General features: G+C 73.0%; 23 protein-coding genes and 1 riboswitch. Of the genes, 9 read left to right on the top strand and 14 right to left on the bottom strand.

All coding sequences use genetic code 11. The annotated features are described in order from the left end of the window. Nucleotides 1-87: 87 nt before the first annotated feature. Genes D0Z06_RS26585 through D0Z06_RS27225 form a run of 3 tightly spaced genes read right to left on the bottom strand, consistent with a single transcriptional unit; the run spans nucleotide 88 to nucleotide 945 of the window. The gene (locus tag D0Z06_RS26585) at nucleotides 88-402 is read right to left on the bottom strand and encodes an IS30 family transposase (protein ID WP_233517893.1); all 315 of its coding nucleotides are present in this window, start codon (nucleotides 400-402) and stop codon (nucleotides 88-90) included. Then, the gene (locus D0Z06_RS26580; RefSeq protein ID WP_233517894.1) at nucleotides 378-683 is read right to left on the bottom strand and encodes a hypothetical protein; all 306 of its coding nucleotides are present in this window, start codon (nucleotides 681-683) and stop codon (nucleotides 378-380) included. Before D0Z06_RS26580 ends, D0Z06_RS26585 begins: the two co-directional genes overlap by 25 nt. Nucleotides 684-702: 19 nt before the next feature. Next, nucleotides 703-945, bottom strand: a complete 243-nt coding sequence (locus D0Z06_RS27225; RefSeq protein ID WP_370453379.1) for a helix-turn-helix domain-containing protein — start codon at nucleotides 943-945, stop codon at nucleotides 703-705. A gap of 187 nt (nucleotides 946-1,132) precedes the next feature. On the opposite strand from D0Z06_RS27225, the gene D0Z06_RS22280 reads away from it, so the two are divergent. Next, nucleotides 1,133-2,245, top strand: coding sequence for an IS630 family transposase (locus D0Z06_RS22280; protein ID WP_117379741.1), 1,113 nt, complete (start codon nucleotides 1,133-1,135; stop codon nucleotides 2,243-2,245). Here D0Z06_RS22280 and D0Z06_RS22275 read toward each other — a convergent pair. The 6 genes from D0Z06_RS22275 to D0Z06_RS22250 form a co-directional block, all read right to left on the bottom strand. Further along, entirely contained in the window at nucleotides 2,228-2,968 is a 741-nt protein-coding gene (locus tag D0Z06_RS22275; RefSeq protein WP_117379740.1) for a DEAD/DEAH box helicase, read from the bottom strand. The two genes, D0Z06_RS22280 and D0Z06_RS22275, sit on opposite strands and share 18 nt — an antisense overlap. 2 nt (nucleotides 2,969-2,970) lie before the next feature. After that, complete coding sequence (locus D0Z06_RS22270; protein WP_117379739.1) at nucleotides 2,971-3,861, bottom strand: HamA C-terminal domain-containing protein; 891 nt, start codon at nucleotides 3,859-3,861, stop codon at nucleotides 2,971-2,973. A gap of 123 nt (nucleotides 3,862-3,984) precedes the next feature. Continuing rightward, entirely contained in the window at nucleotides 3,985-4,908 is a 924-nt protein-coding gene (locus D0Z06_RS22265) for a tyrosine-type recombinase/integrase (protein ID WP_117379738.1), read from the bottom strand. Nucleotides 4,909-4,963: 55 nt separating this feature from the next. Next, nucleotides 4,964-6,031 carry a DNA polymerase domain-containing protein gene (locus D0Z06_RS22260; protein ID WP_117379737.1) on the bottom strand — a complete coding sequence of 356 codons (1,068 nt, stop codon included), beginning with the start codon at nucleotides 6,029-6,031 and terminating at the stop codon, nucleotides 4,964-4,966. A gap of 48 nt (nucleotides 6,032-6,079) precedes the next feature. Next, nucleotides 6,080-7,756, bottom strand: coding sequence for an alpha/beta hydrolase (locus D0Z06_RS22255; RefSeq protein ID WP_233517891.1), 1,677 nt, complete (start codon nucleotides 7,754-7,756; stop codon nucleotides 6,080-6,082). Nucleotides 7,757-7,836: 80 nt separating this feature from the next. Continuing rightward, on the bottom strand, nucleotides 7,837-8,907 hold the full coding sequence (locus tag D0Z06_RS22250) for an ATP-dependent DNA ligase (RefSeq protein WP_117379736.1): 1,071 nt from the start codon (nucleotides 8,905-8,907) through the stop codon (nucleotides 7,837-7,839). 109 nt (nucleotides 8,908-9,016) lie between these two features. On the opposite strand from D0Z06_RS22250, the gene D0Z06_RS22245 reads away from it, so the two are divergent. Beyond that, complete coding sequence (locus D0Z06_RS22245; RefSeq protein WP_117379735.1) at nucleotides 9,017-9,250, top strand: type II toxin-antitoxin system Phd/YefM family antitoxin; 234 nt, start codon at nucleotides 9,017-9,019, stop codon at nucleotides 9,248-9,250. Continuing rightward, entirely contained in the window at nucleotides 9,247-9,648 is a 402-nt protein-coding gene (locus D0Z06_RS22240; protein ID WP_117379734.1) for a type II toxin-antitoxin system VapC family toxin, read from the top strand. The genes D0Z06_RS22245 and D0Z06_RS22240 overlap by 4 nt, the downstream gene beginning before the upstream one ends. Here D0Z06_RS22240 and D0Z06_RS22235 read toward each other — a convergent pair. After that, nucleotides 9,603-10,385, bottom strand: a complete 783-nt coding sequence (locus D0Z06_RS22235) for a dihydrofolate reductase family protein (RefSeq protein ID WP_117379733.1) — start codon at nucleotides 10,383-10,385, stop codon at nucleotides 9,603-9,605. The two genes, D0Z06_RS22240 and D0Z06_RS22235, sit on opposite strands and share 46 nt — an antisense overlap. A gap of 1 nt (nucleotide 10,386) precedes the next feature. Next, complete coding sequence (treZ, locus tag D0Z06_RS22230; RefSeq protein WP_117379732.1) at nucleotides 10,387-12,159, bottom strand: malto-oligosyltrehalose trehalohydrolase; 1,773 nt, start codon at nucleotides 12,157-12,159, stop codon at nucleotides 10,387-10,389. A 260-nt stretch (nucleotides 12,160-12,419) separates the two neighbouring features. Between treZ and D0Z06_RS22225 the strand changes: the two genes are divergently transcribed. Further along, nucleotides 12,420-12,914, top strand: coding sequence for a hypothetical protein (locus D0Z06_RS22225; protein WP_117379731.1), 495 nt, complete (start codon nucleotides 12,420-12,422; stop codon nucleotides 12,912-12,914). On the opposite strand, the gene D0Z06_RS26995 is transcribed toward D0Z06_RS22225, so the two are convergent. The 3 genes from D0Z06_RS26995 to glgX form a co-directional block, all read right to left on the bottom strand. Continuing rightward, the gene (locus D0Z06_RS26995) at nucleotides 12,886-13,455 is read right to left on the bottom strand and encodes a LysM peptidoglycan-binding domain-containing protein (RefSeq protein ID WP_117379730.1); all 570 of its coding nucleotides are present in this window, start codon (nucleotides 13,453-13,455) and stop codon (nucleotides 12,886-12,888) included. The two genes, D0Z06_RS22225 and D0Z06_RS26995, sit on opposite strands and share 29 nt — an antisense overlap. A 3-nt stretch (nucleotides 13,456-13,458) precedes the next feature. Continuing rightward, nucleotides 13,459-13,617: riboswitch (cyclic di-AMP (ydaO/yuaA leader) on the bottom strand. Between the two features lie 262 nt (nucleotides 13,618-13,879). Beyond that, nucleotides 13,880-16,201, bottom strand: coding sequence for a malto-oligosyltrehalose synthase (gene treY, locus D0Z06_RS22215; RefSeq protein ID WP_117379729.1), 2,322 nt, complete (start codon nucleotides 16,199-16,201; stop codon nucleotides 13,880-13,882). Next, on the bottom strand, nucleotides 16,198-18,312 hold the full coding sequence (glgX, locus tag D0Z06_RS22210; RefSeq protein WP_117379728.1) for a glycogen debranching protein GlgX: 2,115 nt from the start codon (nucleotides 18,310-18,312) through the stop codon (nucleotides 16,198-16,200). The genes treY and glgX overlap by 4 nt, the downstream gene beginning before the upstream one ends. 491 nt (nucleotides 18,313-18,803) lie before the next feature. Between glgX and uvrB the strand changes: the two genes are divergently transcribed. The 5 genes from uvrB to D0Z06_RS22185 all read left to right on the top strand — a co-directional run bounded on the left by uvrB (nucleotide 18,804) and on the right by D0Z06_RS22185 (nucleotide 25,309). Next, nucleotides 18,804-20,939, top strand: a complete 2,136-nt coding sequence (gene uvrB, locus D0Z06_RS22205) for an excinuclease ABC subunit UvrB (RefSeq protein ID WP_117379727.1) — start codon at nucleotides 18,804-18,806, stop codon at nucleotides 20,937-20,939. Nucleotides 20,940-21,205: 266 nt separating this feature from the next. Continuing rightward, on the top strand, nucleotides 21,206-22,393 hold the full coding sequence (locus D0Z06_RS22200; protein WP_117379726.1) for a TerC family protein: 1,188 nt from the start codon (nucleotides 21,206-21,208) through the stop codon (nucleotides 22,391-22,393). 237 nt (nucleotides 22,394-22,630) lie between these two features. Beyond that, complete coding sequence (locus D0Z06_RS22195; protein WP_117379725.1) at nucleotides 22,631-23,212, top strand: TerD family protein; 582 nt, start codon at nucleotides 22,631-22,633, stop codon at nucleotides 23,210-23,212. Nucleotides 23,213-23,300: 88 nt separating this feature from the next. Beyond that, nucleotides 23,301-23,954 (top strand): TerD family protein, encoded by a 654-nt coding sequence (locus D0Z06_RS22190; protein ID WP_117379724.1) that lies wholly within the window; start codon nucleotides 23,301-23,303, stop codon nucleotides 23,952-23,954. Further along, entirely contained in the window at nucleotides 23,951-25,309 is a 1,359-nt protein-coding gene (locus D0Z06_RS22185; protein WP_158580058.1) for a VWA domain-containing protein, read from the top strand. Before D0Z06_RS22190 ends, D0Z06_RS22185 begins: the two co-directional genes overlap by 4 nt. The last annotated feature ends 23 nt before the right edge of the window (nucleotides 25,310-25,332 follow it).

The raw sequence follows: 25,332 nt of genomic DNA, 5'->3' as shown, positions 1-25,332 counted from the left end.
GCTCCTTCGAGGTGGTGCGGTGGTCAGAGACCGCCATCCTCGGAGGAGCCCCCGCCGTCTCTGGCGGAGCTCCACGGGTGGGGACTTTCAGTGAGCAGCTCTGGGGAGATTCACCTGAGCGCCGTCAGGGCTGCCGGGGTGGGCGAAGAAGATGCCCTCGGCGAAGAACTCCGACAGCTGATCATGGCGGGCCATCTCCGAGCCCTGGTCCCAGGTCAATGTCTGCCGGGCCAGGGCCGGCACCGCGGCCAGGACCGGCGGCATCGCCACGCGCAGCTGCTCGGCGCCGTGTCCATCGGGTAGGTGCACCAGGCGCAGAAAGCCGGTGCGGCGGTCGACGAGGGTCCCGATCGCCGAGCGGCTCATCCGCCCGACGATCAGGTCGCCCTCCCAGTCCCCGATCCGGGTGCGCTGCTCGACCTCCGCGGGACGCTGGTCGATGAGCCGAGCCGGAGCGAGGAAACGAGCGACCGGGCCACCGCGCTGCGACGGCGCCGGCGCAGCGGCCGGCCGGTGCGCAGCTTCTTGGTCAACGTCCTGCTCAGGCCGCCCTTTCCGCCGTGGTAGAGGGCCTGGTAGATGGTCTCGTGGCACAGGTGCCACTCGCTCCGGTTGGGATAGGCCTCGCGGAGGTGGGCGGCGATCTGCGCCGGGCTCCACTCCAGTTCCAGCTTGTCCTGCACGATGCGGCGCAGCTCGGGCTCACGGGCCAGCAGCGGTCGCCGCGGCCGGCGCCTCCTCGCGGGCCCGGGCGTGGGCCAGGTCGCCGTCGTAGATGCCCCGGTCGTGTGGCCGTAGACGGCGCAGCTCCCGGCTGATCGTCGACGGGGCCCGGCCCAGTCGGCGGGCGATCTCGCGGACGCCGAGTCCGCGGCCGCGCAGGGTGGCGACCCGTTGGCGCTCCAGTAGGGAGAGGAACCGGGTGGAGCGGGAGGACTCGGCCAGCCGCGCCGGCGGTAGGCCGCCGTTCTCGGGGCCAGCGGTAGCCGGTCTTGCGGCCGATGCCCAGCAGCTTGCACGCCACCACCGTGCCGACGCCGGAGGCCAGCAGCCTCCAATACTCGGTCTCCAGATCTAGTGCTCCGTCGCGGTCCTGGTTGATGTGATCACGCCGCGGGGCCGACCATTTCTTATGCCTGCACATGTGCGGACGGTCGAGGTAGCGGAGGCCGATCGGCGGGAGCTGGAGCGGCGGGTGCGGGACAAGGGAGCGCCGGCCCGGGTGGTTGAGCGGGCGCGGATCGTGCTGCTGGCCGCCGACGGTGTGCCGGGCAAGCAGATCGCGGCGATCGTCGGCTGCGCCGAGGGCACGGTGGTGACCTGGCGCGGGCGCTACGCCGAGCACGGCCTGGCCGGACTGGAGGCCCTGCCCCGGCCGGGCAAGCCGGCGCAGTTGCCCGAGGCGCTGCGCGATCGGGTGCTGGAGCTGACGCTGACCGAGCCGCCGGCCCAGTTCGGGGCCACGCACTGGTCCTCGCGGCTGCTGGCCGTGGCGTTGGCCGGTGAGGGCACGCCCATCTCGCACGCCACCATCGCCCGGATCTGGCACCGCTTCGGCGTGCAACCGTGGCGGGCGGCGACGTTCAAGTTCTCCACCGACCCCGAGCTCGAGGGCAAGATCCGCGACGTCGTCGGGCTGTACCTACATCCACCCGAGAAGGCCGTGGTGCTCTGCGTGGACGAGAAGCCGCAGATCCAGGCGCTGGAGCGGACCGCCCCCACGCTGCCGGTGCGACCCGGGCATCCGGCGGCGGCCAGCTTCGACTACGTCCGGCACGGCACCACCACGCTGTTCGCAGCGCTGGAGGTGGCCACCGGCAAGGTCACCGAGGCGTGCACCGAGCGGCATCGGCACCAGGAGTTCCTGGCCTTCCTCAAGCAGGTGGCCGCCGCCTATCCGCGCCGCGAGCTGCACGTGGTGGTCGACAACCTGGCCACCCACAAGCACCCGGCGGTGCGGGCCTGGTTGGGTCGTCATCCCCGGGTGACGCTGCACTTCACCCCGACCTCGGGATCCTGGCTGAATCTAGTGGAGGCATTCTTCTCGATCATCACCCGCCAGGCGCTGCGCCGCGGCAACTTCCCGACCGTCACCGACCTGATCGCCGCGATCGAGCGGTTCATCGCCGCCTGGAACGACCGCTGCGCTCCGTTCACCTGGACCAAGGACCCCGACACGGTCATCGCCAAGGCCACCGACCCGCGACGCCGCAAGACACCAACCGCGTCAGTTACGGAGCACTAGTAGGTAGTACTGCGCGCCAGTGTTCAGCAACCGATGGAACACGATGTTGAGACGGTTCGATCGCTCGTCGCTGTGAGCAGGGTCGAGCTTGTAAAACTCGTCGATGACAAAGAAGTCCAGCGGCGGCAGCTCGCGGACCTCGAGCAGCCGTTCCTGCGTCATGACGAACAGGTTCCTTGCCTCAAGGGCCTGCGATCCGTGTGTCACGATCTTGTACTTATGGTCAAGCCTGGACATCCGGCGACGGCACTCATCCATGAGGGCGATGGTGGGGACGACGACGGCGGCGTTGCGGAAGTCCTGCCGCGCGAGAATGGCGTCGACGACGAGGCTCTTGCCAAAGCTGGTGGGCGCGGAGAGCACGACGTTTTCTCCAGCAAGGAGGCGCTCATAGACGAGCGCCTGCTCGGTGTGGAAGACGATGCGGTCGTCCGTCATGCTTTCGGGGCGGTGCGCCTCGTAGGCGAGGCGGTCGGCGACCGACAGTTCCACAACGTCTCGGAGGTAGGGGTATAGGCCGTGCTCGCGGACGAGGGCCTGAAGGAGACCGTCGGCGCCGGGAGGAATCTTGTTACGCCGTGCGAGCAGCCGGATGAGCAGTTCACGGGCCTGGTCCCGGTCGCCGACCGAGCCGCGGCGAGCGACTGCGACAAGGACGTCGAAGGTGTTGTTTCCGGCGAGGTCCCCCCGCGCGACGAGGCCGCGGGCCTCCGTGAAAGTCACACTCAACGGCCCAATTCCTCGTGCAGGGCGGCGAGAAGCGCGGTCGTGTCGGCCATCGGCACCAAGAACAAGCGCACGGTAACGGGGAGGGCGGCGTCGACGCCGCGGGAGAACCGCAGCCACGCGCGCCGTGCCTCGGCCTCCAAGGCCTCGTGGTATTCGGGGCAGAGCCTCTCGTGCTTGCTCGTCGCGTCGCTGTCGTACGCAATCAGCACGGGGACGACGATGCGGTCGAACACCTCATCGAGCGAGGTGTGGGGGTGCATGAGCCGTCGCAGCTCGTCGGCGTGCGGGTGGCTGTCGTCAATCTTCTCCGCCACGATGGCGAACTCGTTGCGGAGGTAGCCGCGGCGCAGGTGCTCCTCCAGGTCGTCCAGCGCGGCTCGGATCGCGGATTCGAGGCTGCGATAGAACTTGGCCTCGCCGAGCCACAGTTCCAGTTCGTCAAGGTGGTTGTGCACGCAGTGGACGCCGTCGAACCCCTTGTAGGTGTCGTTGTCGGCGGTCTTGAAGAAGACCTTGCTGATGACAGTGTCACTGCCGAAAAACTGGCGGCAGACGGCATGCAGCAGGATCTCGCCCGGCACGCCGCGATCCGTGCCGTTGCCGAACGTCGCCTCAACTGCGCGACGCATGACCGCACGGGCTCGGCCCGGGTTCAACGGACGCCGCTCCTCGGGCCGCAGCGCGAAGTCGAGTACCCAGTCGAGGATGTGGTTGGCGAGGGCGTCGGCCCGCCAGGTCTTGAGTTCGTACCCGACGCCGAGAACGGCCAAGGGCGGGGCGATGTTCTGATCCTCGAGGTGCGTGTGGAGGAGGGGCTCTGGCAGTTCGTCCGGGTCGGGGCGGCAGCGGCACTCTCCATGGCGCGCAGGCAGCGCCGCAAGGCCCATATCGTCACCCCCTGCTGTCAAGCCAAAGCGTATCGTGTCGGTCTAGCCCATGCCGGCAAGACCCCGTGGTGTGATGCGTGCAGGTCGGGCTAGCAGCGGGGTCACGTCACGGGGAACACCGGCTCACAGTCGATCTCCGAGGCCGAGACGCCGGTGCGCGTCGTGCGCGCGCTCGACCGCTGTCGAGGCGGCGTAGCGGGACAGCATGTCGTCCGAGCGCCAACCGGCGAGCATCATCAGGTCCCGCTCCTGTCCTCCTCCGGCCAGCCAGCGGTGGGCGAAGGTGTGCCGGAAGCGGTGCGGGTGCACGTCGGCGACCCCGGCCTGCGCCGCTCGGATGTGGAGGACGTCGCGGGCGCCATCGGGCGTCATCGGGCCACGCTGGCCCAGCAGCAGCCGCGTCGACCGAGCGTGCGGGTGCAGCGCTCGCACCCGCAGGTAGCGGTCCACCGCCTGCGCGGTCTTCGCACCGAAGGGCACCACCCGCGGACGGGAGCCCTTGCCGGTGACGTAGGCCAGCTCCCGGTCGAGGTCGACGTCGGTCAGCTCAAGGCCGCACAGCTCCGAGACCCGTACGCCGGTGTCGAGCAGCAGGCGCAGGACGACCTCGTCTCGACGCCCGAGGAACACGGTGCGGTCGAAGCTCCCGGGCCGGCCGCGGCCGACCGCGCAGGCCTTCAGCAGGGCGGCGATCTCGTCGTCGGTGAGGATCGGCACCGGCTTATCGGGCGGGCTGGGGATCTCGATGCCGTCGGTGGGGGCCTTCTCCAGTTCCCCTTCAGTGACCAGCCAGCGGCAAAACCGGCGCATCCCGCGCAGCCGGGTGCCGACGGTGGAGGGCTCGCACGTCTCGGCGAGCTCCGCCAGCCAGGCGCTGATCGCGTGCCTGGTCAGCTCGTCCAGTGTCGCCGGCCGGCTGCGATCGGCGAGCCAGCGGCTGAAGTACTCGACGCTCTGGCCGTACAGCTCGATGGTCCGGGGCGCCTTGGCGGCGGCCCGGAGGTGCCGCCGGAAGGACGCCAGCAGGTCCTCGAGCCGGATCGCCACGGCGGCAGGTTATCGGGCGAGTGAGCGCTGTGCTAGGCCCGCGAAAGCGTCGGGATCACTCGTTCTCGCTGGTAGGGCGCTTAGCCCGGCTCGGCTGGACCCGCATCGGCTCGCCCGGCATCTTCGGGTAGTCCGGCGGGTAGGGCAGGTCGCCGAGGTCGTCGTCCCTCGCCTGGCGGTCGGCCAGCTCCAGCAGCGGCTCGATGCCGAAGGCGTGCTCGGCCAGGCCGGCGTGCTTGTCGCCGACCTCGCGGAACCGGGCGGGCATGGTGAGGACGTCGAAGTCCTCGGGCCGGACGTCGGGCAGCTCGTCCCAGTCGACCGGCGCCGACACCGGCGCGTGCGGCCGGGGCCGGATGGAGTAGGCGCTGGCGATCGTGCGGTCCCGGGCCATCTGGTTGTAGTCGATGAAGATCTTCTCGCCGCGCTCCTCCTTCCACCACGACATGGTCACCTGGTCGGGCAGCCGGCGCTCCAGCTCGCGGCCGAAGGCGATCACCGCGCGGCGGACCTCGGTGAAGGTCCACCGCGGCTGGATGGGCACGTAGACGTGCACCCCGCGCCCGCCGGAGGTCTTCGGCCAGCCCTGCATGCCGAACTCGCCCAGCAGCTCCCGGACGTGCGGGGCCACCCGCACGGCGTCGGCGAAGTCGGTGCCCGGCTGCGGGTCGAGGTCGATGCGGAGCTGGTTCGGCGACTCGACGTCGGTCTTGTCCACCGGCCACGGGTGGAAGGTGAGCGTCCCGAGGTTGGCGCACCACGCGACGACGGCGACCGAGTCGGGTGCGATCTCGTCCGCCGTCCGCCCGCTCGGGAAGGTGATGTGCGCGGTCGGCACCCAGTCGGGGGCGTTCTTCGGCACCCGCTTCTGGTAGAAGGCGTCGCCGGTGTTGTCCACCCGCGTCGACAGCCGCGCCCCCTCGAACACCCCGCCCGGCCAGCGCTCCAGCGTCGTCGGCCGGTCCCGCAGGGCGGCCAGGACCCCGTCGCCGACAGAGAGGAAGTACTCGACGACGTCGATCTTGCGGATCCCGCGCTCGGCGAAGTACGGCTTCTCCGGGTTGGAGACCCGCACCTCCCGGCCGTCGACCTGCAGCAGGACGGCGTCCTTCGACGACGCCATCACCGACCGGACCCGGGGGAGGAGCTCACCCCGCGGACCCTAGGGGAGTCAGGCCGGGCAGGTCAGCCCGTCCTGCGGGACCACCAGGTCGACGAGGTAGGAACCCACCGCCTGGGTGACGCAGTCGGTCTTCGGGTAGGCGGTGTGGCCCTGCCCCTCCCAGGTGAGCAGCACGCCGGACTCGAGCTCCTCGGCGAGGTCCTGCGCGCCCGTCAGCGGGGTCACCGGGTCGCCGGTGTTCCCGACCACCAGGATCGGCGCGGCCCCCGCGGCGTCCCGCTCCGGCAGCGGCGTGTGCTCGGCCTCCCAGACCGAGCAGGTGTGGAGGCCGGTCGCCGAGCCCGCGCCGAAGAGCGGGTAGCGCTGACCCCAGTCGGCGGCCAGCTCGCGCACCCGCTGCTCGTCGACCTGCTCGTCGGGGTCGCTGTCGGCGCAGTTGACCGCCAGGTTGGCGTCGATGAGGTTGGACCACGTGCCGTCCTGCAGCCGGCCGTAGTAGCTGTCGGCCAGGGAGAACAGCTGCTGGGAGTCGCCCTGCTGCGCGGCCGCGAGGCCCTGCGCCAGCTGCGGCCACGCGCCGGTGTCGTACAGCGCGGCCTGCACGGCGGTGAGGACGACGCCGGGGGTGGCCTGCCGCGTCTCGCCCTCGCGCGCGCTCGGGATCGGCGCCTGCGCGGCCTGCGCCAGCAGGTCCTGCACGAACCGGCGCGGGTCGTCCCCCAGCGGGCACCCCGATACCAGCTTCGTGCAGTTGGCCGCGAAGGCGTCGAAGCCGGCCTCGAAGGAGGCGGCGCTGGTCTCGGCGTCGGTCACCGGGTCGGTGTCGGGGTCGACCGCGGCGTCGAGCACGAGCGCGCGCACGTTCTCCGGGAACAGCTCGGCGTAGGTCGAACCCAGCGTGGTGCCGTAGGAGTAGCCGAGGTAGGTCAGCTGCTCGTCGCCCAGGGACTGGCGCAGCAGGTCCATGTCCCGGGCGGTGTCGACGGTGTTGAAGGTGCCGAGCGCGTCGCCGTACTCCTCGGCGCAGCCGTCGGCGACCTCCTGCGCGAGGGCGAAGGTCTCGTCGAGCTGCTCCTCGGTGGTCGGCCGCGGCTCGGCGGCGACCAGCCGGTCCTTCAGCTCCGCCGGGACGCACTCGACCGGGGTGGACAGGCCCACCCCGCGCGGGTCGAAGCCGATCAGGTCGAAGCGGCGCAGCACGTCCTCCGGCAGCGTCAGGGCCGAGCCGATCGCCGCGTCGGCGCCGGACCCGCCCGGCCCGCCGGGGTTGACCAGCAGGGAGCCGATGCGGTCGGTCTGACCGGCCAGCCGCGCCCGGACGAGGAACAGCGGCAGCGTGGCGCCGTCGGGCTCCTCGTAGCTGATCGGCACCTCGGTGCTGCCGCACTCGAAGGCGAGGTCGCGCTCGCTGCCCGGCGTCCCGGCGATCAGCGGGTCGATCTGCTCGTCGCAGGGCGTCCACCGGATGTCCTGGGCGATCGCCTCGGCCGGCGCGGACGACGTCGACGACGGTGCGGAGGCGGCCGGCTCGTCACCGGCGGACGAGCAGCCGGTGACGGCCAGGAGCAGGCCGGAGGCAGCGGCCAGCAGACCGCGGGACAGGCGCATGATCGTCGAGGGTAGGTGGCCGACGGCGGCGGTGCAGACGCCCTGGCCGCGAAGGACCCCGCCGACCCGGCCGCTGACCTCGCGGTCCCGCCGGCACCGCAGGGGCCGCAGCGTCACCAGGATCACAGTCGGCGCCCGGCGTGCCGGCCGGCGAAGACCCCGGCGAGGTCCCGGCCGGCGAAGACCCCGGCGAGGTCTCAGCCGGCGAAGACCTCGGCGAGGTCGTACCGGACCGGGACCTCGAGCTGGTCGTACGTGCAGCTGCGCGGCTCCCGGTCGGGCCGCCAGCGCAGGAAGTGCCCGGTGTGCCGCAGCCGCCGGCCCTCCAGCTGGTCGTACTTGACCTCGACCACGAGCTCGGGTCGCAGCGGCACCCAGGAGAGGTCCTTGCCGGCGTTCCAGCGGCTCTGCGCCCCGGGCATCCGGTGCTCGCCGTCGCCGTTGACCTGGGCGTTCGCCCAGTCCTGCCAGGGGTGCCCGTCGAGCGCGCCGGCCCGGTACGGGGCCAGCTCGCGGACCAGCTCGGCCCGCCGCTTCATGGGGAAGGACGCCGCCACCCCGATGTGCTGCAGCCCGCCGTCGGAGTCGTAGAGGCCCAGCAGCAGCGACCCGACGACCGGGCCGCTCTTGTGCCAGCGGAACCCGGCGACCACGCAGTCGGCGGTGCGCACGTGCTTGACCTTGGTCATCAGCCGCTGGTCAGGGCCGTAGGGCAGGTCGGCGGGCTTGGCGAGCACCCCGTCCAGGCCGGCCCCCTCGAACTCCTGGAACCACCGCTGCGCGGTGGCGGGGTCCTGGGTGATCGCGGTGACGTGCACCGAGCCGGTGCCGGTGACCACCTCCCGCAGCCGGGCCTGCCGCTGCCCGAACGGGGTCTCCACGAGCGACTCGTCGCCGAGGGCGAGCAGGTCGAAGGCGACGAACGAGGCCGGGGTCTGCTCGGCCAGGAGGTTGACCCGCGACTCGGCGGGGTGGATGCGCTGCAGCAGCGCCTCGAAGTGCAGCCGGTCGCCCTGCGGGACGACGATCTCGCCGTCCACCACGCAGCGCTCGGGCAGGGCCTCCTTGACCGCCGCGACCACCTCCGGGAAGTAGCGGGTCATCGGCCGCTCGTTGCGGCTGCCCAGCTCCACCTCGTCGCCGTCGCGGAAGACGATGCAGCGGAAGCCGTCCCACTTCGGCTCGTAGTAGAGGCCGTCGGCGACGGGCAGCGTCGTGACCGCCTTGGCCAGCATCGGCTTGACCGGCGGGAGGAGGGGCAGGTCCATGGCGGTCAGTCAAGCAGCAGGCGACCACGACCGGAGCGCACCGACTCCGTCGTCACCGGTTCGGGCGCTCCGCGGGACGACACGTGCCGCCGCGAATAGACTAGGTCACATGACTACGTCGGTCGGGGTGCACGAGGCCAAGACGCACCTGTCGCGGCTGCTGGAGAGGGTCGCGGCGGGTGAGGAGGTCGAGATCACCAATCGTGGCCGGGTGGTGGCGAGGCTGGTCGGGCCGGCCCGGCGGACACCCAACTTCGACTTCGACCGCGGCAACGTGTGGATCGCCGACGACTTCGACGACCTGCCCGAGGACCTGCAGCGGGCGTTCGAGGGCGAGGAGTGAAGGTCCTCCTCGACACCCACGTCGTCGTCTGGGCCACCCACCAGTCGGTCCGGCTGGGCGCGGCCCGGCAGCTGCTGCTCGATGCGGACCAGCGCCTGCTCTCGGCGGTGTGCGTGTGGGAGCTGGCGATCAAACAGCGCCTGGGCACGCTCTCCGTCGGGACAGACGTCCGGACGTGGACGCGTCGCGTCACGACCGAGCTGGTCCTCGAGCACCTACCGGTCACCCCCGAGCACGCCGCCGGGGTCGAGCACCTGCCCGACGTCCACCGCGACCCGTTCGACCGGCTCCTCGTCGCCCAGGCGGTCGCGGAGGGCGCTGTCCTGCTGACCGCGGACGGGCGGCTGGCGGGCTACGGGGACGTGGTGCGGATGGTGGGGGACCGGCCGACGGCGTAGCGGGTGAGCAGGACGCCGTCGTCCTCGAGCAGCTGCACCAGGCGCGGGCGGACGACGTCCGCCAGCCGGCCGGGCAGCAGCCGGGCCTCCCCGCCGACCAGCGCCGGCGCCAGCGTCAGGTCGAGCTCGTCGACCACCCCCGCCTCCAGCGCCGCGGCGAGCAGCGACGGGCCGCCCTCGCACAGCACCTGCTCCAGGCCCCGGTCGGCCAGGAGGTCCAGCGCCGTGGGCAGGTCGACGTCGTCGTCCCCGCACACGAGCACGTCGACCCCCGCGGCGGCGAGCGCGGCCCGCCGGCCGGGGTCGGCCGCGGCGCAGGTCACCAGCAGCGTGGGGGCCACCGCCAGCCGGTCGCCCGGCGCCAGCGACGCCCGCCGGGAGACGACCGCGATCGGCGCGACCGGCGGCCGGCCCAGCTCCCGGCGCAGCCGGCCGACCGCGGAGTCGGCGGCCACCGGCCGGTACCCCTCGCCGGCCGCCGTGCCGTGCCCGACCAGCACGACGTCGGCCAGCGCCCGCAGCAGCCGGAACACCCGCTGGTCGCCGAGGGAGCCGAGGCCCTCGCTGCGCCCCTCGACGGTGATCGCCCCATCGAGGGAGACGACGAAGTTGACCCGCACCGAGCGGCCGGCCGGCAGGCGGTAGGCGTCGGCCAGCGCGGCGTCGTCCTCCAGCGCGGCGTCGTCCTCCAGCGCGGCGTCGTCCAGCGGCCCGGGGGCGGGCAGCAGCCGGCGCACGTCAGGCGGTGGTGAGCACGGCCGCGCTCTCGGCGGGCAGCGTCACCGTCCGGCCGTCCACGGCGGGCTCCTCGCCGGAGCCGAGGTGGGCGCCGGTCGCCAGGAGGACACCGGTGGCCGGCCGGTCGAGGTCGATCTCGCGCGGGGCGCCGGCCAGGTTGACCACCACGCGCAGGGCCCCGCGGTGCACGACCAGCCAGCGGTCCTCGTCGTCCCACGCGACCGCGACCCGGGAGAGGTCGGGGTCGACGAGGTCGGGCTGGGCCCGGCGCAGCGCCAGCAGGGCACGGTGCAGCGCCAGCAGCCCGGCGTGCGGCGCCCGCTCCGGCTCGCCCCAGTCCAGCTTGGAGCGGGTGAAGGTCTCCGGGTCCTGGGGGTCGGGCACCACGTCGGCGTCCCAGCCGTGCTCGGCGAACTCGTTGCGGCGCCCCTCCGCCGTCGCCCGGCCGATCTCCGGGTCGGTGTGACTGGTGAAGAACTGCCACGGCGTCGCGGCGCCCCACTCCTCGCCCATGAACAGCATGGGGGTGAACGGGCTGGTGAGCACCAGCGTGGCCCCGACGGCGAGCAGGCCGGGGGAGAGCGACGCCGACACGCGGTCGCCGACGGCCCGGTTGCCGATCTGGTCGTGGTCCTGCAGGTAGCCGAGGAACTTCCAGCCGGGCAGCAGGGCGGTGTCGACCGGCCGGCCGTGGTGCCTCCGGCGGAAGCTGGACCACGCCCCGTCGTGGAAGAAGGCGCCGGTCAGCGTCTTGGCCAGCCCGGCCGGCCCGGCCGCGGCGAAGTCGGCGTAGTAGCCCTGCCCCTCCCCGGTGAGGACGGCGTGCAGCGCGTGGTGGAAGTCGTCGCTCCACTGCGCGTGGATGCCCGTGCCGCCGGCCACCCGCGGGGTGACCATCCGCGGGTCGTTGAGGTCGCTCTCGGCGATCAGCGTCAGGGGCCGGCCCTCGGCGACCGAGAGCCGGTCGACCTCCTGCGCCATCTCCTCGAGCACGTGCGTGGCCCGCTCGTCGACCAGGGCGTGGACGGCGTCCAGGCGCAGCCCGTCGACGTGCATGTCGCGCAGCCACATCAGCGCGTTGTCGAGCACGTAGCGGCGCACCCCGTCGGAGTCCGGGCCGGAGAGGTTGACCGAGCTGCCCCAGGTGGTGGCGCCGCCCTCGCTGAAGACCGGCATGAACAGCGGCAGGTAGTTCCCCGACGGGCCGAGGTGGTTGTAGACGACGTCCTGGAGAACGCCGAGGCCGCGCTGGTGGCAGGCGTCGACGAACCGCTGGTAGGCCGCGGGGCCGCCGTAGCTCTCCTGCACCGCGTACCAGAGGACGCCGTCGTAGCCCCAGTTGTGCGTGCCGTCGAACCCGTTGACCGGCAGCAGCTCGACGAAGTCGACGCCGAGGTCGACCAGGTGGTCGAGCTTCCCGATCGCCGCGTCGAGCGTCCCCTCGGCGGTGAACGTGCCGACGTGCATCTCGTAGACCACGCCGCCGGCCAGCGGCCGCCCGGTCCACGCGCGGTCGCCCCACGCGTGGGCCGCCGGGTCGAACCGGCGGGACGGGCCGTGCACGCCCTGCGGCTGCCGGCGCGACCGCGGGTCGGGGTAGAGCTTGTCGTCGTCGCCGAGCAGGAACCCGTAGTCCGCCTCCGGCGCGGCCTCGACGCTCGCGCGCCACCAGCCCTGCTCGTCCCGCGTCATCTCGTGCACGGCGCCGTCGACCTGGACCCGCACCCGCTCCGGCAGCGGGGCCCAGACGGCGAACTCGGCGGGTGCGGACATGCGGGCGCCTCCGGAGGGGGTGCGGGGAGCGGACGACGGGTCGATCATGCCCGCGGAGCCGACCGCCAACCGTCCCACCGCGGAGAGAGGGCAGGCCGTGGCCGAGCGGGTGGAGCTGCGCGTCCACGGCGTCAGCGGGACGCCACCGGACTACCTGCTGGGCGGCGCGCACACCGTCGAGGTCGCCCGGGGACGACCGCAGCCGCTGCTTCCGCCCGGCCGACGCCCTCGGGCGCGAGGTGCGCGCCGCGGACGGGCGCGTGCTCGAGGCCTTCCACTGGGGCCGGTGGACGTCGGGCACCTGGAGCCAGGGCCTGTGGCTGCTGCTGGTCCCCTTCGGCGCGGTGAACGCCGCGCAGTTCGTGCTGCCGCCGCCCGGGCGGGGCGCGGCCCGCGGCGTGCACGCCCTCTGCGGCGCGCTGCTGCGCACCGTCGCGCTCGTGCTCACCGCCCTGTTCGCCCTGGCCGCGGCGCTGGTCGTCGTCGACCTGACCGCCTGGCAGGCTGCTGGCCGCCGCCGGGCTGCTGCTGGCCCTGGCCGCGGTCGCCGGCGCGGCGGGCCGGCTGCGCGGCACGTCCGGGCGGTGGCCGGTGTCGGCGGGCACAGCGGGTACCGGGAGGACCCGGACTGGCCGGCGGCGCTGGCCGCGGTGCGCGCCCCCGCCCCGGCCGCGGACGGGGCCGCGGAGGACCGGCGCGCCGGCCCCCCGCGGCCCCGCGGCACGGTCAGAGCGCCAGGACCTGACCCGGCATGATCACGTGCGGGCTGCTGAGGACGCCGCTGTTCTTCTCGTACAGCGCCTGCCAGCCGCCGGCGACGCCGTGCTGCGCCGCGATCTTCCCGAGCGTGTCGCCGGCCACGACGGTGTGCGTGGCGCCGGACGCCGCGGCCGGGGCCGGCGCGGGCGCCGGAGCGGGAGCGGGGGCGGCGGCCGCCGTGCCCGCCTCGGGGGCCGACGGGTCGAGGGCCGTGCCGCAGGTCGGCCAGGCACCCGGGCCCTGGACGTCGAGCGTGCGCTCGGCGGTGGCGATCTGCTGCGCCTTGGTCGCCAGGTCGGCCCGGGCGGCGTACTGCAGGCCGCCGAAGCCCTCCCAGGTGCTCTGGCTGAACTGCAGGCCGCCGTAGTAGCCGTTGCCGGTGTTGATGGCCCAGTTGCCGCTGGACTCGCACTGGGCGACGGCGTCCCAGTCGTTCGGCGCGGCCGCGGAGGCGGGAAGGGCCGTCACGCCGAGTGCGGCAGCGGTCGCACCCGCCGTGAGGAAGGCACGGCGGAGCAGGGAGGTGGACATGCGCATGGGAGAACTCCGATCCGCCGCCTGCGAGGTGAGCTGTCGGGTTCGGAGCGATCGGTGCCCCGGCCGCGCGTGACGCGGCTTCACCCCGAGACGCCGGCGGCCGTCGGCCGCGGGCGTCGAAGTGGGTCCCCCGCCCCCGTCCTGGAGCGGTGCAGGTGGTGCGGTGGCCGACGGACGGGGTTGGGCGGATCGGCACCGGCGCCCGCCTCGGTGCGGCGGGCGCCCGGCAAAGGTAACGAGCGGGTCACGCGGGGACGACACCGCCCCCCTGCGCCCCACTGGTGGACGGCGGGGGGCGCGGCACAGGAGGCTCTGCCCGCGTATCCGCCCCGGATACGCGGGCAGAGCCTCCTGTGCTGGTCAGGGTGGGGCGGGGACCCGGGCCCGGGTCCTCCGACCCCGGACCCCGGACCCCGGGCGCCGCTCAGTCTCGGACGAGGAGCGCGACGGGCAGCCGGGCGAGCGCCGCGGAGACGGGCACGCCGGCGGCGTCGGAGACCATCCGCGTTCCGGTGAGCAGGTCCCGCCAGGAGCCGGTCGGCAGCCGCAGCGCGGTGTCCCCCCAGCCGCCGGCGGCCTCCAGCGCCACCGGCAGCCGGGTCGCCACCGTCACCGCCCCGCCCCGGTCGAACGCGACCGCGTGCCCGGCCGCGGACCCGGTCGCGGTCACCGGCTCGTACCCGGAGAACAGCTCCGGGGAGTCGCGGCGGGCCCGCAGGGCGCGGGAGACGACGAGCAGCTTGGCCGCGCCCTCGTCGTCCACCGGCGGCAGCCGGCCCTCGTCGAGGCGGGCCAGCAGCCGGCGGCGGAGGTCCCAGTCGACCGGCCGGCGGTTGTCCGGGTCGACCAGCGAGAGGTCCCACAGCTCGGTGCCCTGGTAGACGTCCGGGACGCCGGGCATCGTGAGCTGCACCAGCTTCTGCGCCAGCGCGTTGGCGCGGCCGTACGGCGCGATCCGGGCGACGAACGCCCCCACCTCGGCGGAGGTGGCCGGGTCGTCGAACGCGGCGTCCACGAGGGCGTGCAGCCGGGCCTCGAAGGCCTCGTCGGGGTCGGTCCAGGTGGTCGACGTGCCGGCCTCGCGGGCGGCCTTCTCCGCGTAGCCGTGCGCGCGCTCCCGGGACAGCGGCCAGGCGCCGACCAGGTTCTGCCACACCAGGTGGGCCAGCGGCCGGTCGGGCAGCGGGTGCCGGGACAGCCACCCGCGGACCAGGTCCGCCCACTCGGTCGGCACCTCCGCGAGGACGGCGAGCCGGGCGCGGACGTCCTCGCTGCGCTTGGTGTCGTGCGTCGACAGCGAGGTCATCGACCGGGGCGCGCGGGCCAGCCGGCGCGCCTGGGCCTCGTGGAACCCCTCGACCGTGCGGCCGAAGCGGGCCGGGTCGCCGCCCACCTCGTTGAGCGCCACGAACCGCGCCCACCGGTAGTAGGTGCTGTCCTCGACACCCTTGGCCATCACCGGCCCGCTGGTCTGCTCGAAGCGGGTGGCCGCCTCGGTGCCGGCCCGACCCAGGACGGGGTGGAGGGCGTCGAGGGCCGCGGTGAGGTCGGGGCGCCGGTCCCGGACGGCGGCGACGGTGGCGTCCAGGTGCTCGCGGCCGTCGGGGAGGTAGGTGCGGTAGACGGGGAAGGAGGCCAGCAGCTCGGCGAGGGCCTCGGTCTGCCGGGCCCGGTCGATGCCCGGCAGCTCCCCGATCACCCGCACCAGCCGGGCGACCTCCGACCCGAGGATGCCGTCGGTCACCTCCCGCTTGGCGTCGTGCACCAGGCGGGGGTAGTCGACCGGGCCGTCGGCCAGCTCGGTGTCGAGCGCGGTCAGCGCCGCCTCGCCGGCGGGGTCGACCAGGACGTCGCCCACCTCGGCCAGCGCGTCGTAGCCCGTCGTGCCGGCGGCCGCCCAGCTCTCCGGGAGCTCCTCGCCCGGCTCGAGGATCTTCTCCACGACAGTCCAGCGGCCGCCGGAGATCCCGGCCAGCCGGTCCAGGTACCCCTTCGGGTCGGCCAGCCCGTCAGGGTGGTCGATCCGCAGCCCGTCGACCGCACCGCCCTCCACCAGCTCCCGGACCAGCGCGTGGGTGGCCTCGAAGACGGCGGGGTCCTCGACCCGCAGCCCGGCCAGGGTGTTGATCGCGAAGAACCGCCGGTAGTTGAGGTCCCGGTCGGCCCGCCGCCAGTCGACCAGCTCGTAGTGCTGGCGGTCGTGCACCTCCTGCGGGGTGCCGTCCCCGGTGCCGGGCGCGACGGGGAAGCGGTTGTCGTAGTAGCGCAGCTCGCCGTCGACCACCTCGAGCTTCTCGACGTCGTCCGCCGACCCCAGGACGGGGATGCGCACCCGTCCGCCGCCGAACTCCCAGTCGATGTCGAAGGCGTCGGCGTGCGCGCTGCCCCGCCCGTGCCGCAGGACGTCCCACCACCAGGGCACCTCGGCCGGGTCGGCGACGCCCATGTGGTTGGGCACCAGGTCGAGCACCAGGCCCAGGCCGTGCTCGTGCAGGGCGGCCACGAACCGGTCGAGGCCCTCCCGGCCGCCGCGGGACTCGTCCACGTGCGCGTGGTCCACGGTGTCGTAGCCGTGCGTGCTGCCGGCCGCGGCGCGCAGCAGCGGCGAGGAATAGGCGTGGCTGACGCCGAGATCGGCCAGGTAGCCGGCCAGCCCGGCGACGTCGTGCAGCGTCTGGTCCGCGGTGACCTGCAGCCGGTAGGTGGCGCGGGGCGCCTGCCGGCCGTCGGTGCCGGTGCCCGTCACGAGCGCCGCTTGGCCGACAGCACGATCATCGACCGGTCCTGCAGCATGACGGACTCACCCGGCTTGAGCTCGCGCGGCTCGACGTCCCCCATCTCCGCCGTGTCGAGGACGACGGTCCAGGACTGGGCGTACTCCTCCGGCGGGAGGGTGTACTCGATCGGCTCGTGCCAGGCGTTGAACGCCAGGTAGAAGTGGTCGTCGACGACGTCCTCGCCGCGCTCGTCGGTCGAGCGGATCCCGTGCCCGTTGAGGTAGACCCCGATGGACTTGGCGTAGGCGGCGTCCCAGTCCTCCTCGGTCATCAGGTCGCCGGCGTGGGTGAACCAGGCGATGTCCGGCACCGGCTGACCGGCCTCGCGGCGCACCGGCCGGCCGTGGAAGAAGCGGCGCCGGCGGAACGTGGGGTGCTCGGCCCGGATGCGGGTGACCAGCCGGGTGAACTCCAGCAGCCCGGCGTCGACGTGCTCCCAGTCGATCCAGGTCAGGGCCGAGTCCTGGCAGTAGCCGTTGTTGTTGCCCTTCTGGGTCCGGCCGAGCTCGTCGCCGTGCAGCACCATCGGCACGCCCTGGCTGAGCATCAGCGTGGCCAGGAAGTTGCGCCGCTGGCGCGCGCGCAGGGCGACGACCTTCTTGTCGGTCGTCGGCCCCTCGACCCCGCAGTTCCAGCTGCGGTTGTGGCTCTCGCCGTCGTTGTTGCCCTCGCCGTTGGCCTCGTTGTGCTTCTCGTTGTAGGAGACCAGGTCGGTCATCGTGAAGCCGTCGTGCGCGGTGACGAAGTTGATGCTCGCCACCGGGCGGCGGCCGGAGTGCTGGTAGAGGTCGGAGGACCCGGTGATCCGGCTGGCGAACTCGCCCACCGTGGCGTCCTCGCCGCGCCAGAAGTCGCGCACGGTGTCGCGGTACTTGCCGTTCCACTCGGTCCACAGGGCCGGGAAGTTGCCGACCTGGTAGCCGCCCTCGCCGACGTCCCACGGCTCGGCGATGAGCTTGACCTGGCTGACGACCGGGTCCTGGTGCACCAGGTCGAAGAAGGCCGAGAGCCGGTCGACGGCGTGCAGCTCGCGGGCCAGCGTCGAGGCGAGGTCGAACCGGAACCCGTCGACGTGCATCTCGGTGACCCAGTAGCGCAGCGAGTCCATGATCAGCTGCAGCGCCTGCGGGGTGCGGGCGTTGAGCGAGTTCCCCGTGCCCGTGTAGTCCATGTAGTACGTCGGGTCGTCGTCGACCAGCCGGTAGTAGGCCCGGTTGTCGATGCCCTTGAACGACAGGGTGGGGCCGAGGTGGTTGCCCTCCGCCGTGTGGTTGTAGACGACGTCGAGGATGACCTCGATGCCCGCCTCGTGCAGGGTGCGGACCATCCCCTTGAACTCCTGCACCTGCATGCCGTTGTCGGTGTTGCTGGCGTACTCGTTGTGCGGGGCGAAGAAGCCGATGGTGTTGTAGCCCCAGTAGTTGCGCAGGCCCTTCTGCTGCAGGGTGTCGTCCTGCACGAACTGGTGCACGGGCATGAGCTCGATCGCGGTGACGCCGAGGTCCTGCAGGTGGTTGACCACCGCCGGGTGGGCGATGCCGGCGTAGGTGCCGCGCAGCTCGTCGGGCACGTCGGGGTGGGTCATGGTGAGGCCCTTGACGTGCGCCTCGTAGATGACCGTCTTGTGGTACGGGATCTTCGGGGGCCGGTCGACGCCCCAGTCGAAGTACGGGTTGATGACGACGGACTTCGGCATGTGCGGGGCGGAGTCCTCGTCGTTGCGCTCGCCGCTGTCGAAGTCGTAGCCGAAGACCGAGGGGTCCCAGTCGACCTGCCCGTCGATGGCCTTGGCGTAGGGGTCGAGCAGCAGCTTGTTCGGGTTGCAGCGCAGGCCCTGCGCGGGGTCGTACGGGCCGTGCACCCGGTAGCCGTAGCGCTGGCCGGGCTGGATCCCGGGCAGGAAGGCGTGCCAGACGTAGCCGTCCATCTCGGGGAGCCGGATCCGCTCCTCGGTGCCGTCGTCGTGGAACAGGCACAGCTCGACCCGCTCGGCGACCTCGCTGAAGATCGCGAAGTTGGTGCCGGTGCCGTCGAACGTGGCGCCCAGCGGGTAGGCGGTACCGGGCCACACCTGGGTCATCTGGGGGGTCCTCCTGCGCGTTGCGCCCCGCGGGGTGGGGGCCGGTGGCCTCCCCGGGTGCGATGCGGGGAGGTCGGTGCACCTGCTGCTCCGGGATCCCCGTGCCCCCGACGGCGGGCACGCAATCCTCGGCCCGGCGGCGGCGGCGGAGATCCCGCTCACCCCGATCCTGCCCGGGCGCCCCGGACGGCCCGCCGGAGGGGCTCCCCGGACGACGACGGCCCCCGCGGTGTCCTCCCGCGGGGGCCGTCGTGCGCAGGTCCGGCCGGGGCAGCGGAACCGGGGTCCGACCTCGCCCGGGCCCGGCCCGGGTGGCGCTGGACCCCGGCGGGTCCGCTCCTGCGGTCCGGGACGCTAGGGGGCCGGATACCCCGGGGCAAGCACCGGGGGCAAGCCGACCGCCCCGGCCACCCCTCGCGTACCCTGCCGCCCCACCCGCGCCCTCCCGTCACACCGCCGTCCTGTCACACCGCCGACGTACCGTCGTCCCCGTGCGCGCGACCACCGACATCCGGCCCACCCAGGGGCGTTTCCGCGTCGTCAGCGACTTCGAGCCCGCGGGTGACCAGCCGGCCGCGATCGCGGCCCTCGCCGAGCGGGTCAGGGCCGGGGAGGCCCACAGCGTGCTCCTCGGCGCCACCGGCACGGGGAAGTCGGCGACCACCGCCTGGCTCGTCGAGCAGGTGCAGCGCCCGACCCTGGTCATGGCGCCGAACAAGACCCTCGCCGCGCAGCTGGCCAACGAGTTCCGCGAGCTGCTGCCCGACAACGCGGTCGAGTACTTCGTCTCGTACTACGACTACTACCAGCCCGAGGCCTACGTCCCGCAGACCGACACCTACATCGAGAAGGACTCCTCGATCAACGAGGAGGTCGAGCGGCTGCGCCACTCGGCGACGATGAGCCTGCTGACCCGGCGGGACGTCGTCGTGGTGGCCACCGTCTCCTGCATCTACGGCCTGGGCACCCCGCAGGAGTACGTCGACCGCGCGCTGCGCATCCGGGTGGGGGAGGAGCGCGACCGCGACGAGCTGCTGCGCACCCTCGTCACCGAGCAGTACACCCGCAACGACCTGTCGTTCACCCGCGGCACCTTCCGGGTGCGCGGGGACACGGTCGAGGTGTTCCCGGTCTACGAGGAGCTGGCCGTCCGCATCGAGATGTTCGGCGACGAGGTGGAACGCCTCTATTACCTGCACCCGCTCACCGGCGAGGTCGTGCGCGAGGTCGACGAGCTGTTCGTCTTCCCGGCGACCCACTACGTCGCCGGGCCCGAGCGCATGGAGCGCGCCATCACCTCGATCGAGGCCGAGCTGGAGCAGCGGCTGGCCGAGCTCGAGCGCCAGGGCAAGCTGCTCGAGGCCCAGCGGCTGCGCATGCGCACCACCTACGACATCGAGATGATGCGCCAGGTCGGCTTCTGCTCCGGCATCGAGAACTACTCGCGGCACATCGACGGCCGCGCGGCCGGCAGTGCCGGCTCCTGCCTGCTCGACTACTTCCCCGACGACTTCCTGCTGGTCATCGACGAGTCGCACGTCACCGTGCCGCAGATCGGGGGCATGTACGAGGGCGACATGAGCCGCAAGCGGACGCTGGTGGAGCACGGCTTCCGGCTGCCCTCGGCGATGGACAACCGGCCGCTGAAGTGGGAGGAGTTCACCGACCGCATCGGCCAGACCGTCTACCTCTCGGCCACGCCCGGCCCCTACGAGCTCGGCCGCACCGGCGGCGAGGTCGTCGAGCAGGTCATCCGCCCGACCGGCCTGGTCGACCCGGAGGTCGTGGTCAAGCCGACCAAGGGCCAGATCGACGACCTGGTGCACGAGATCCGGCTGCGGACCGAGCGGGACGAGCGGGTGCTGGTCACCACGCTGACCAAGAAGATGGCCGAGGACCTCACCGACTACCTGCTCGAGCTCGGCATCAAGGTGCGCTACCTGCACTCGGAGGTCGACACCCTGCGCCGGGTGGAGCTGCTGCGCGAGCTGCGGCAGGGCGAGTACGACGTGCTGGTCGGCATCAACCTGCTGCGCGAGGGCCTCGACCTGCCGGAGGTCTCGCTGGTGGCCATCCTGGACGCCGACAAGGAGGGCTTCCTCCGCTCGGGGACCTCCCTCATCCAGACCATCGGCCGCGCCGCCCGCAACGTCTCCGGCCAGGTGCACATGTACGCCGACTCGGTCACCCCGTCGATGGCGCAGGCGATCGACGAGACCAACCGGCGCCGGGAGAAGCAGATCGCCTACAACGCCGAGCGCGGCATCGACCCGCAGCCGCTGCGGAAGAAGATCGTCGACATCCTCGACGGCATCTACCGCGCCGCGGAGGACGCCGACGACGTGACGGGGAGGGCCGCCACCGAGCTGCTCGGCGGCTCCGGCCGGCAGCAGTCCCGCGGCAAGGCGCCGGTGCCCGGCCTCTCCTCCCGGAGGACGGGGGCCAAGGCGGGGTCGATCGAGGTGGCCGGCCTGCCGCGCAACGAGCTGGCCGACCTCATCGCGCAGGTGAACGACCAGATGCTCGCCGCCGCCCGGGAGCTGCAGTTCGAGGTCGCCGCCCGGCTCCGCGACGAGCTGGCCGAGCTGAAGAAGGAGCTCCGCCAGCTCGACGCGGCGCACGCCTGAGCAGCGGCCGCGCACCGGCGCCGGCGGTCGCCGAGCCGGCCGCGCCCGGGCCGCGCCGCGCCGGGAACACCGTCCGGCACCCGTCCGTTGCCCCCACGGTCCCTCGTCGTGCTGCGGCAGGGTCCCGAGGAGGGGAGTATCCCCACTGCGGCAGCGTCGTCAGCACGGGGCCGACCGGCCCCCGGCGCCGTCGGTCACCCGGCCTCCCCGGGCGGCGGGAGAGACCTCCGGGCTGACAACCGCCAGTTCTCCGGAGGTAACACCGCATGGACGTCCCGTTCTGGGTCTGGGCGATCACGATCGCCGCGATCGTCGGCATGCTCGTCTTCGACTTCTACGGGCACGTCCGCACCCCGCACGCTCCCACGCTGCGCGAGTCGGCGACCTGGTCGGCGATCTACATCGGCATCGCCCTGGTCTTCGGCCTGCTCGTGCTGCTGTTCGCCGGGCCCACCTTCGGCGGGGAGTACTTCGCCGGCTTCATCACCGAGAAGAGCCTCTCGGTGGACAACTTGTTCGTCTTCGTCCTGATCATGGCGAGCTTCGCGGTGCCCCGGGAGCTGCAGCAGAAGGTGCTGCTGTTCGGCATCGCCTTCGCGCTGGTCCTGCGGACGATCTTCATCTTCCTCGGCGCGGCCGCGATCGAGAACTTCAGCTGGGTCTTCTACATCTTCGGCGGCTTCCTCATCTACACCGCTTGGGCGCAGGCCAGGAGCGGCGGCCACGACGAGGAGGAGGAGTTCAAGGAGAACGCATTCCTCCGGCTCACCCGCCGGATCCTGCCGACCACGGAGGACTACCACGGCGACCGGATGGTCACGAAGGTGCGCGGCAAGCGGTACATCACGCCGCTGTTCATCGCGCTCGTCGCCATCGGCAGCGCCGACATCCTCTTCGCCGTCGACTCGATCCCGGCGATCTTCGGGCTGACCCAGGAGACCTACCTGGTGTTCACGGCCAACGCCTTCGCCCTGCTGGGCCTGCGCCAGCTGTTCTTCCTCATCGACGGGCTGCTCGACCGGCTCGTCTACCTGGCCTACGGCCTGTCGGTCATCCTCGGCTTCATCGGCATCAAGCTGGTCATCCACGCCCTGCACGAGAACGAGCTGCCGTTCATCAACGGTGGCGAGCACGTCACCGTCATCCCCGAGGTGCCGACCTGGCTGTCCCTGCTGGTCATCGTGGTCACCCTGCTGATCACGACCGTGCTGAGCCTGCGCAAGAACCGCAGGGACGCCGAGGCCGGGCTGGTCAGCCCCACGGGCGCCGGCGACAAGGGCGCCGGCCGCGAGGGGCGGCACGTCGCGGCCCCGCAGGTCCACGACGAGCTGCCCACCGAGGGCCGGGGCGACGCGCCGCCGACCGGCCGCACCGCCGCCGTGACCGGCGCGGAGGACGACCGCGCCCGGTCCGGAGAGGGGCGGCACCGGCCGTCCTCCGGCGCCGGCGGCTGACCGCACCACCAGATACGGACGGGATCGGCCCGTCGGCCCGGGGTGCCTGTCGCTCCGCCGGTGCGTGGTGCAGGATCCCGACGAACGTCCGCTCCCCGCGGTGCACGCCGCGGGGAGCGGCGGCGGGGGCCCGAGCCGGGCGTGCGCGCCCGGTGGACGCCGGACGGCGTCGTCCCCCGCCGACCCCCGCAGCGGCGACCGCCGCTGCGTCACGACGACCGATTGGGAGTTCTCCACATGGGTGTCAGCCTCTCCAAGGGCGGCAACGTCTCGCTGACCAAGGAGGCGCCCGGCCTGACCGCGGTGAACGTGGGCCTGGGCTGGGACGTCAACACCTTCTCCGGCGGCGACTTCGACCTCGACGCGTCGGCGATCATGCTCGACCCGGGCGGCCGGGTCACCCCCGACGACTCGGGCTTCATCTTCTTCAACAACCTGCGCAGCCCCGACGGCTCCGTGGTGCACGTCGGTGACAACCTCACCGGCCAGGGCGAGGGCGACGACGAGGTCATCCAGGTCGACCTGCAGGCCGTCCCGCCGAACTGCGACAAGATCGTCTTCCCGGTCTCCATCTACGACGCGGACACGCGCAAGCAGAACTTCGGCGCCGTGCGCAACGCCTTCATCCGCGTGGTCAACCAGGCCAACGGCCAGGAGATCGCCCGCTACGACCTCACCGAGGACGCGTCGGTCGAGACGGCCATGGTGTTCGGCGAGCTGTACCGCAACGGCCCCGACTGGAAGTTCCGCGCCGTCGGCCAGGGCTACGCCTCCGGCCTGCGCGGCATCGCGCAGGACTTCGGCGTCAACGTCGGCTGACGCATCCCGCGGGTCGGCCCGGGGGCAGCCGCCTCCGGGCCGACCCCCCGTGCCCGCAGCCGCCCGCACCGCACCGGAAGGGACCGTCATGGTCGACTACACCCGCCCGCCCAAGCGCCCCGCCACCCCCTCGGGCGGCGTCTCCATGAGCAAGGTGACGCTGACCAAGAGCGCGCCTGCGGTCTCGCTCACGAAGGGCCGCGGTGCCGGCGGCCGCATGCGCGTCAACCTCAACTGGAACGCCGGCGCGCAGAAGCGCGGGCTGTTCACCAAGAGCCCCGCCGTCGACCTCGACCTCGGCTGCCTCTGGGAGACCGCCGACGGCCGCAAGGGCGTGGTGCAGGCGCTGGGCAACGCCTTCGGCTCGCTGGACCAGCCGCCCTACGTCCTGCTCGACGGCGACGACCGCTCCGGCCGGGTCGAGGGCGGCGAGAACCTGGTGGTCAACCTCGACCACCTGGACCGGATCCGCCGGATCCTCGTCTTCGCCTACATCTACGAGGGCGTGCCGAACTGGGCCGCCGCCGACGCCGTGGTCACCCTGTTCCCGCAGGAGGCCGCGCCGATCGAGGTCCGCCTCGACGAGCACGCGCAGAACGCGCGCTCGTGCGCCATCGCGCTGCTGTCGTCCTCCGGTGGTGCGCTGACCGTGCAGCGCGAGGTGCGCTACCTGCCCGGGGTCCAGCGCGACCTCGACGCGGCCTACGGGTGGGGCATGAACTGGACGTCGGGGCGCAAGTGACCCACGTCCTCACGCCCGGCGGCAACGTGGGGCTGGCCGCCGCCGGGCTGACCGGCCCGGTCGTGGTCACCCTCACCTGGCGGACGGCGCCGGGGGTGGACGCCGACCTGTCGGCCTTCCTCACCACGGGCGCGGGCCGGGTGCGCAGCGACGCCGACTTCGTGTTCTACAACCAGCCCACCGGCGCCGGCGGCGCGGTCACGCACCTCGGCAAGGCCGCGCTCGGGCCGGCCACCGTGGACCGGGTCCGCATCGACCCGGCCCGGCTGCCGGCCGACGTCGAGCGGGTGGTGATCGGCGCCTCCCTGGACGCGGGCACGTTCGGGGCGCTGTCGGCGGTGGCGGTCGAGGTGGCCGCCGACGCCGGCGCGCCGCCCGCGGTGCGCTGCGAGCTGACCGCGGGGCCGGAGACCGCGCTGGTCTTCGCCGAGGTCTACTGGCGCGGCGCCGAGTGGAAGGTCCGCGCGGTCGGGCGGGGCTTCACCACCGGCCTGGCCGGGATGGCCACCGACGTCGGGGTGGACGTCGACGACGAGCCGGCTCCCGCGCCGCCGCCCGCCCCCACCCCCGCACCGGTGGGCGCCGCACCGGTCAGCACGGAGAAGCGCCGGCTGGTGGACCTGGAGAAGAAGCTGGCCGGCTCGGCCCCGCAGATGCTCTCCCTGGTCAAGACCGCCGGGGTCAGCCTCGAGAAGCGCGGCCTGGGGGAGCACACCGCCCGGGTCGCGCTGGTGCTCGACATCTCCGGCTCGATGGCCCGGCTCTACCGGTCCGGCGCGGTCCAGCGGCTGGCCGAGCGGGTGCTCGCGCTCGGTCTGCGCTTCGACGACGACGGCGTGGTCGACGTCTTCCTCTTCGGGAAGGACGTGCACCAGCCCGAGACCGGCCTGCGACTGGACGGTCACCAGGAGTTCATCTCCGCCGTGACCAGGCGCCACCGGCTGGAGTACGACACCCGTTACGGTGCCGCGATGTCCGCCGTCCGGAAGCACTACTTCGGCTCCAGCGGGGAGCGCGCCGAGCCGCTCCCCGACGCGGTGCCGGTGTACGTCATGTTCCTCACCGACGGCGCGCCCAGCGACAAGGGTGTCGCGACCCGGCAGCTGCGGGCGGCGTCCTACGAGCCGGTGTTCTGGCAGTTCATGGGCATCGGCTCGCCGCGGGAGTTCAGCTACCTGCAGCGGCTGGACGACCTCGACGGCCGGTTCACCGACAACGCCGACTTCTTCGCCGTCGCCCCCGACGAGCTCCTGGGACGGCGGCCGATCGGGGACGACGAGCTGTTCGACCGGCTCATGACCGAGTACCCGGACTGGCTCCGCCGGGCCCGGGCCCAGGGGCTGCTGACCCGCTGAGCCCCGGCCACCCCGACCCCCTG

It is taken from the genome of Geodermatophilus marinus (assembly GCF_003428645.1).
Classification (GTDB): domain Bacteria; phylum Actinomycetota; class Actinomycetes; order Mycobacteriales; family Geodermatophilaceae; genus Geodermatophilus.
Note: the sequence above shows the minus strand (reverse complement) of the source record. Positions and strands in the feature narration are given on the sequence as shown.

What these genes read in the sequence shown, in the direction of transcription:
- D0Z06_RS22280 (WP_117379741.1), top strand. Translation starts at nt 1,133, where the DNA reads ATGCCTGCACATGTGCGGACGGTCGAGGTAGCGGAGGCCGATCGGCGG.
- D0Z06_RS22270 (WP_117379739.1), bottom strand. Translation starts at nt 3,861, where the DNA reads ATGGGCCTTGCGGCGCTGCCTGCGCGCCATGGAGAGTGCCGCTGCCGC.
- D0Z06_RS22260 (WP_117379737.1), bottom strand. Translation starts at nt 6,031, where the DNA reads ATGGCGTCGTCGAAGGACGCCGTCCTGCTGCAGGTCGACGGCCGGGAG.
- D0Z06_RS22250 (WP_117379736.1), bottom strand. Translation starts at nt 8,907, where the DNA reads ATGGACCTGCCCCTCCTCCCGCCGGTCAAGCCGATGCTGGCCAAGGCG.
- D0Z06_RS22245 (WP_117379735.1), top strand. Translation starts at nt 9,017, where the DNA reads ATGACTACGTCGGTCGGGGTGCACGAGGCCAAGACGCACCTGTCGCGG.
- treZ (WP_117379732.1), bottom strand. Translation starts at nt 12,159, where the DNA reads ATGTCCGCACCCGCCGAGTTCGCCGTCTGGGCCCCGCTGCCGGAGCGG.
- D0Z06_RS26995 (WP_117379730.1), bottom strand. Translation starts at nt 13,455, where the DNA reads ATGCGCATGTCCACCTCCCTGCTCCGCCGTGCCTTCCTCACGGCGGGT.
- glgX (WP_117379728.1), bottom strand. Translation starts at nt 18,312, where the DNA reads ATGACCCAGGTGTGGCCCGGTACCGCCTACCCGCTGGGCGCCACGTTC.
- D0Z06_RS22200 (WP_117379726.1), top strand. Translation starts at nt 21,206, where the DNA reads ATGGACGTCCCGTTCTGGGTCTGGGCGATCACGATCGCCGCGATCGTC.
- D0Z06_RS22195 (WP_117379725.1), top strand. Translation starts at nt 22,631, where the DNA reads ATGGGTGTCAGCCTCTCCAAGGGCGGCAACGTCTCGCTGACCAAGGAG.
- D0Z06_RS22190 (WP_117379724.1), top strand. Translation starts at nt 23,301, where the DNA reads ATGGTCGACTACACCCGCCCGCCCAAGCGCCCCGCCACCCCCTCGGGC.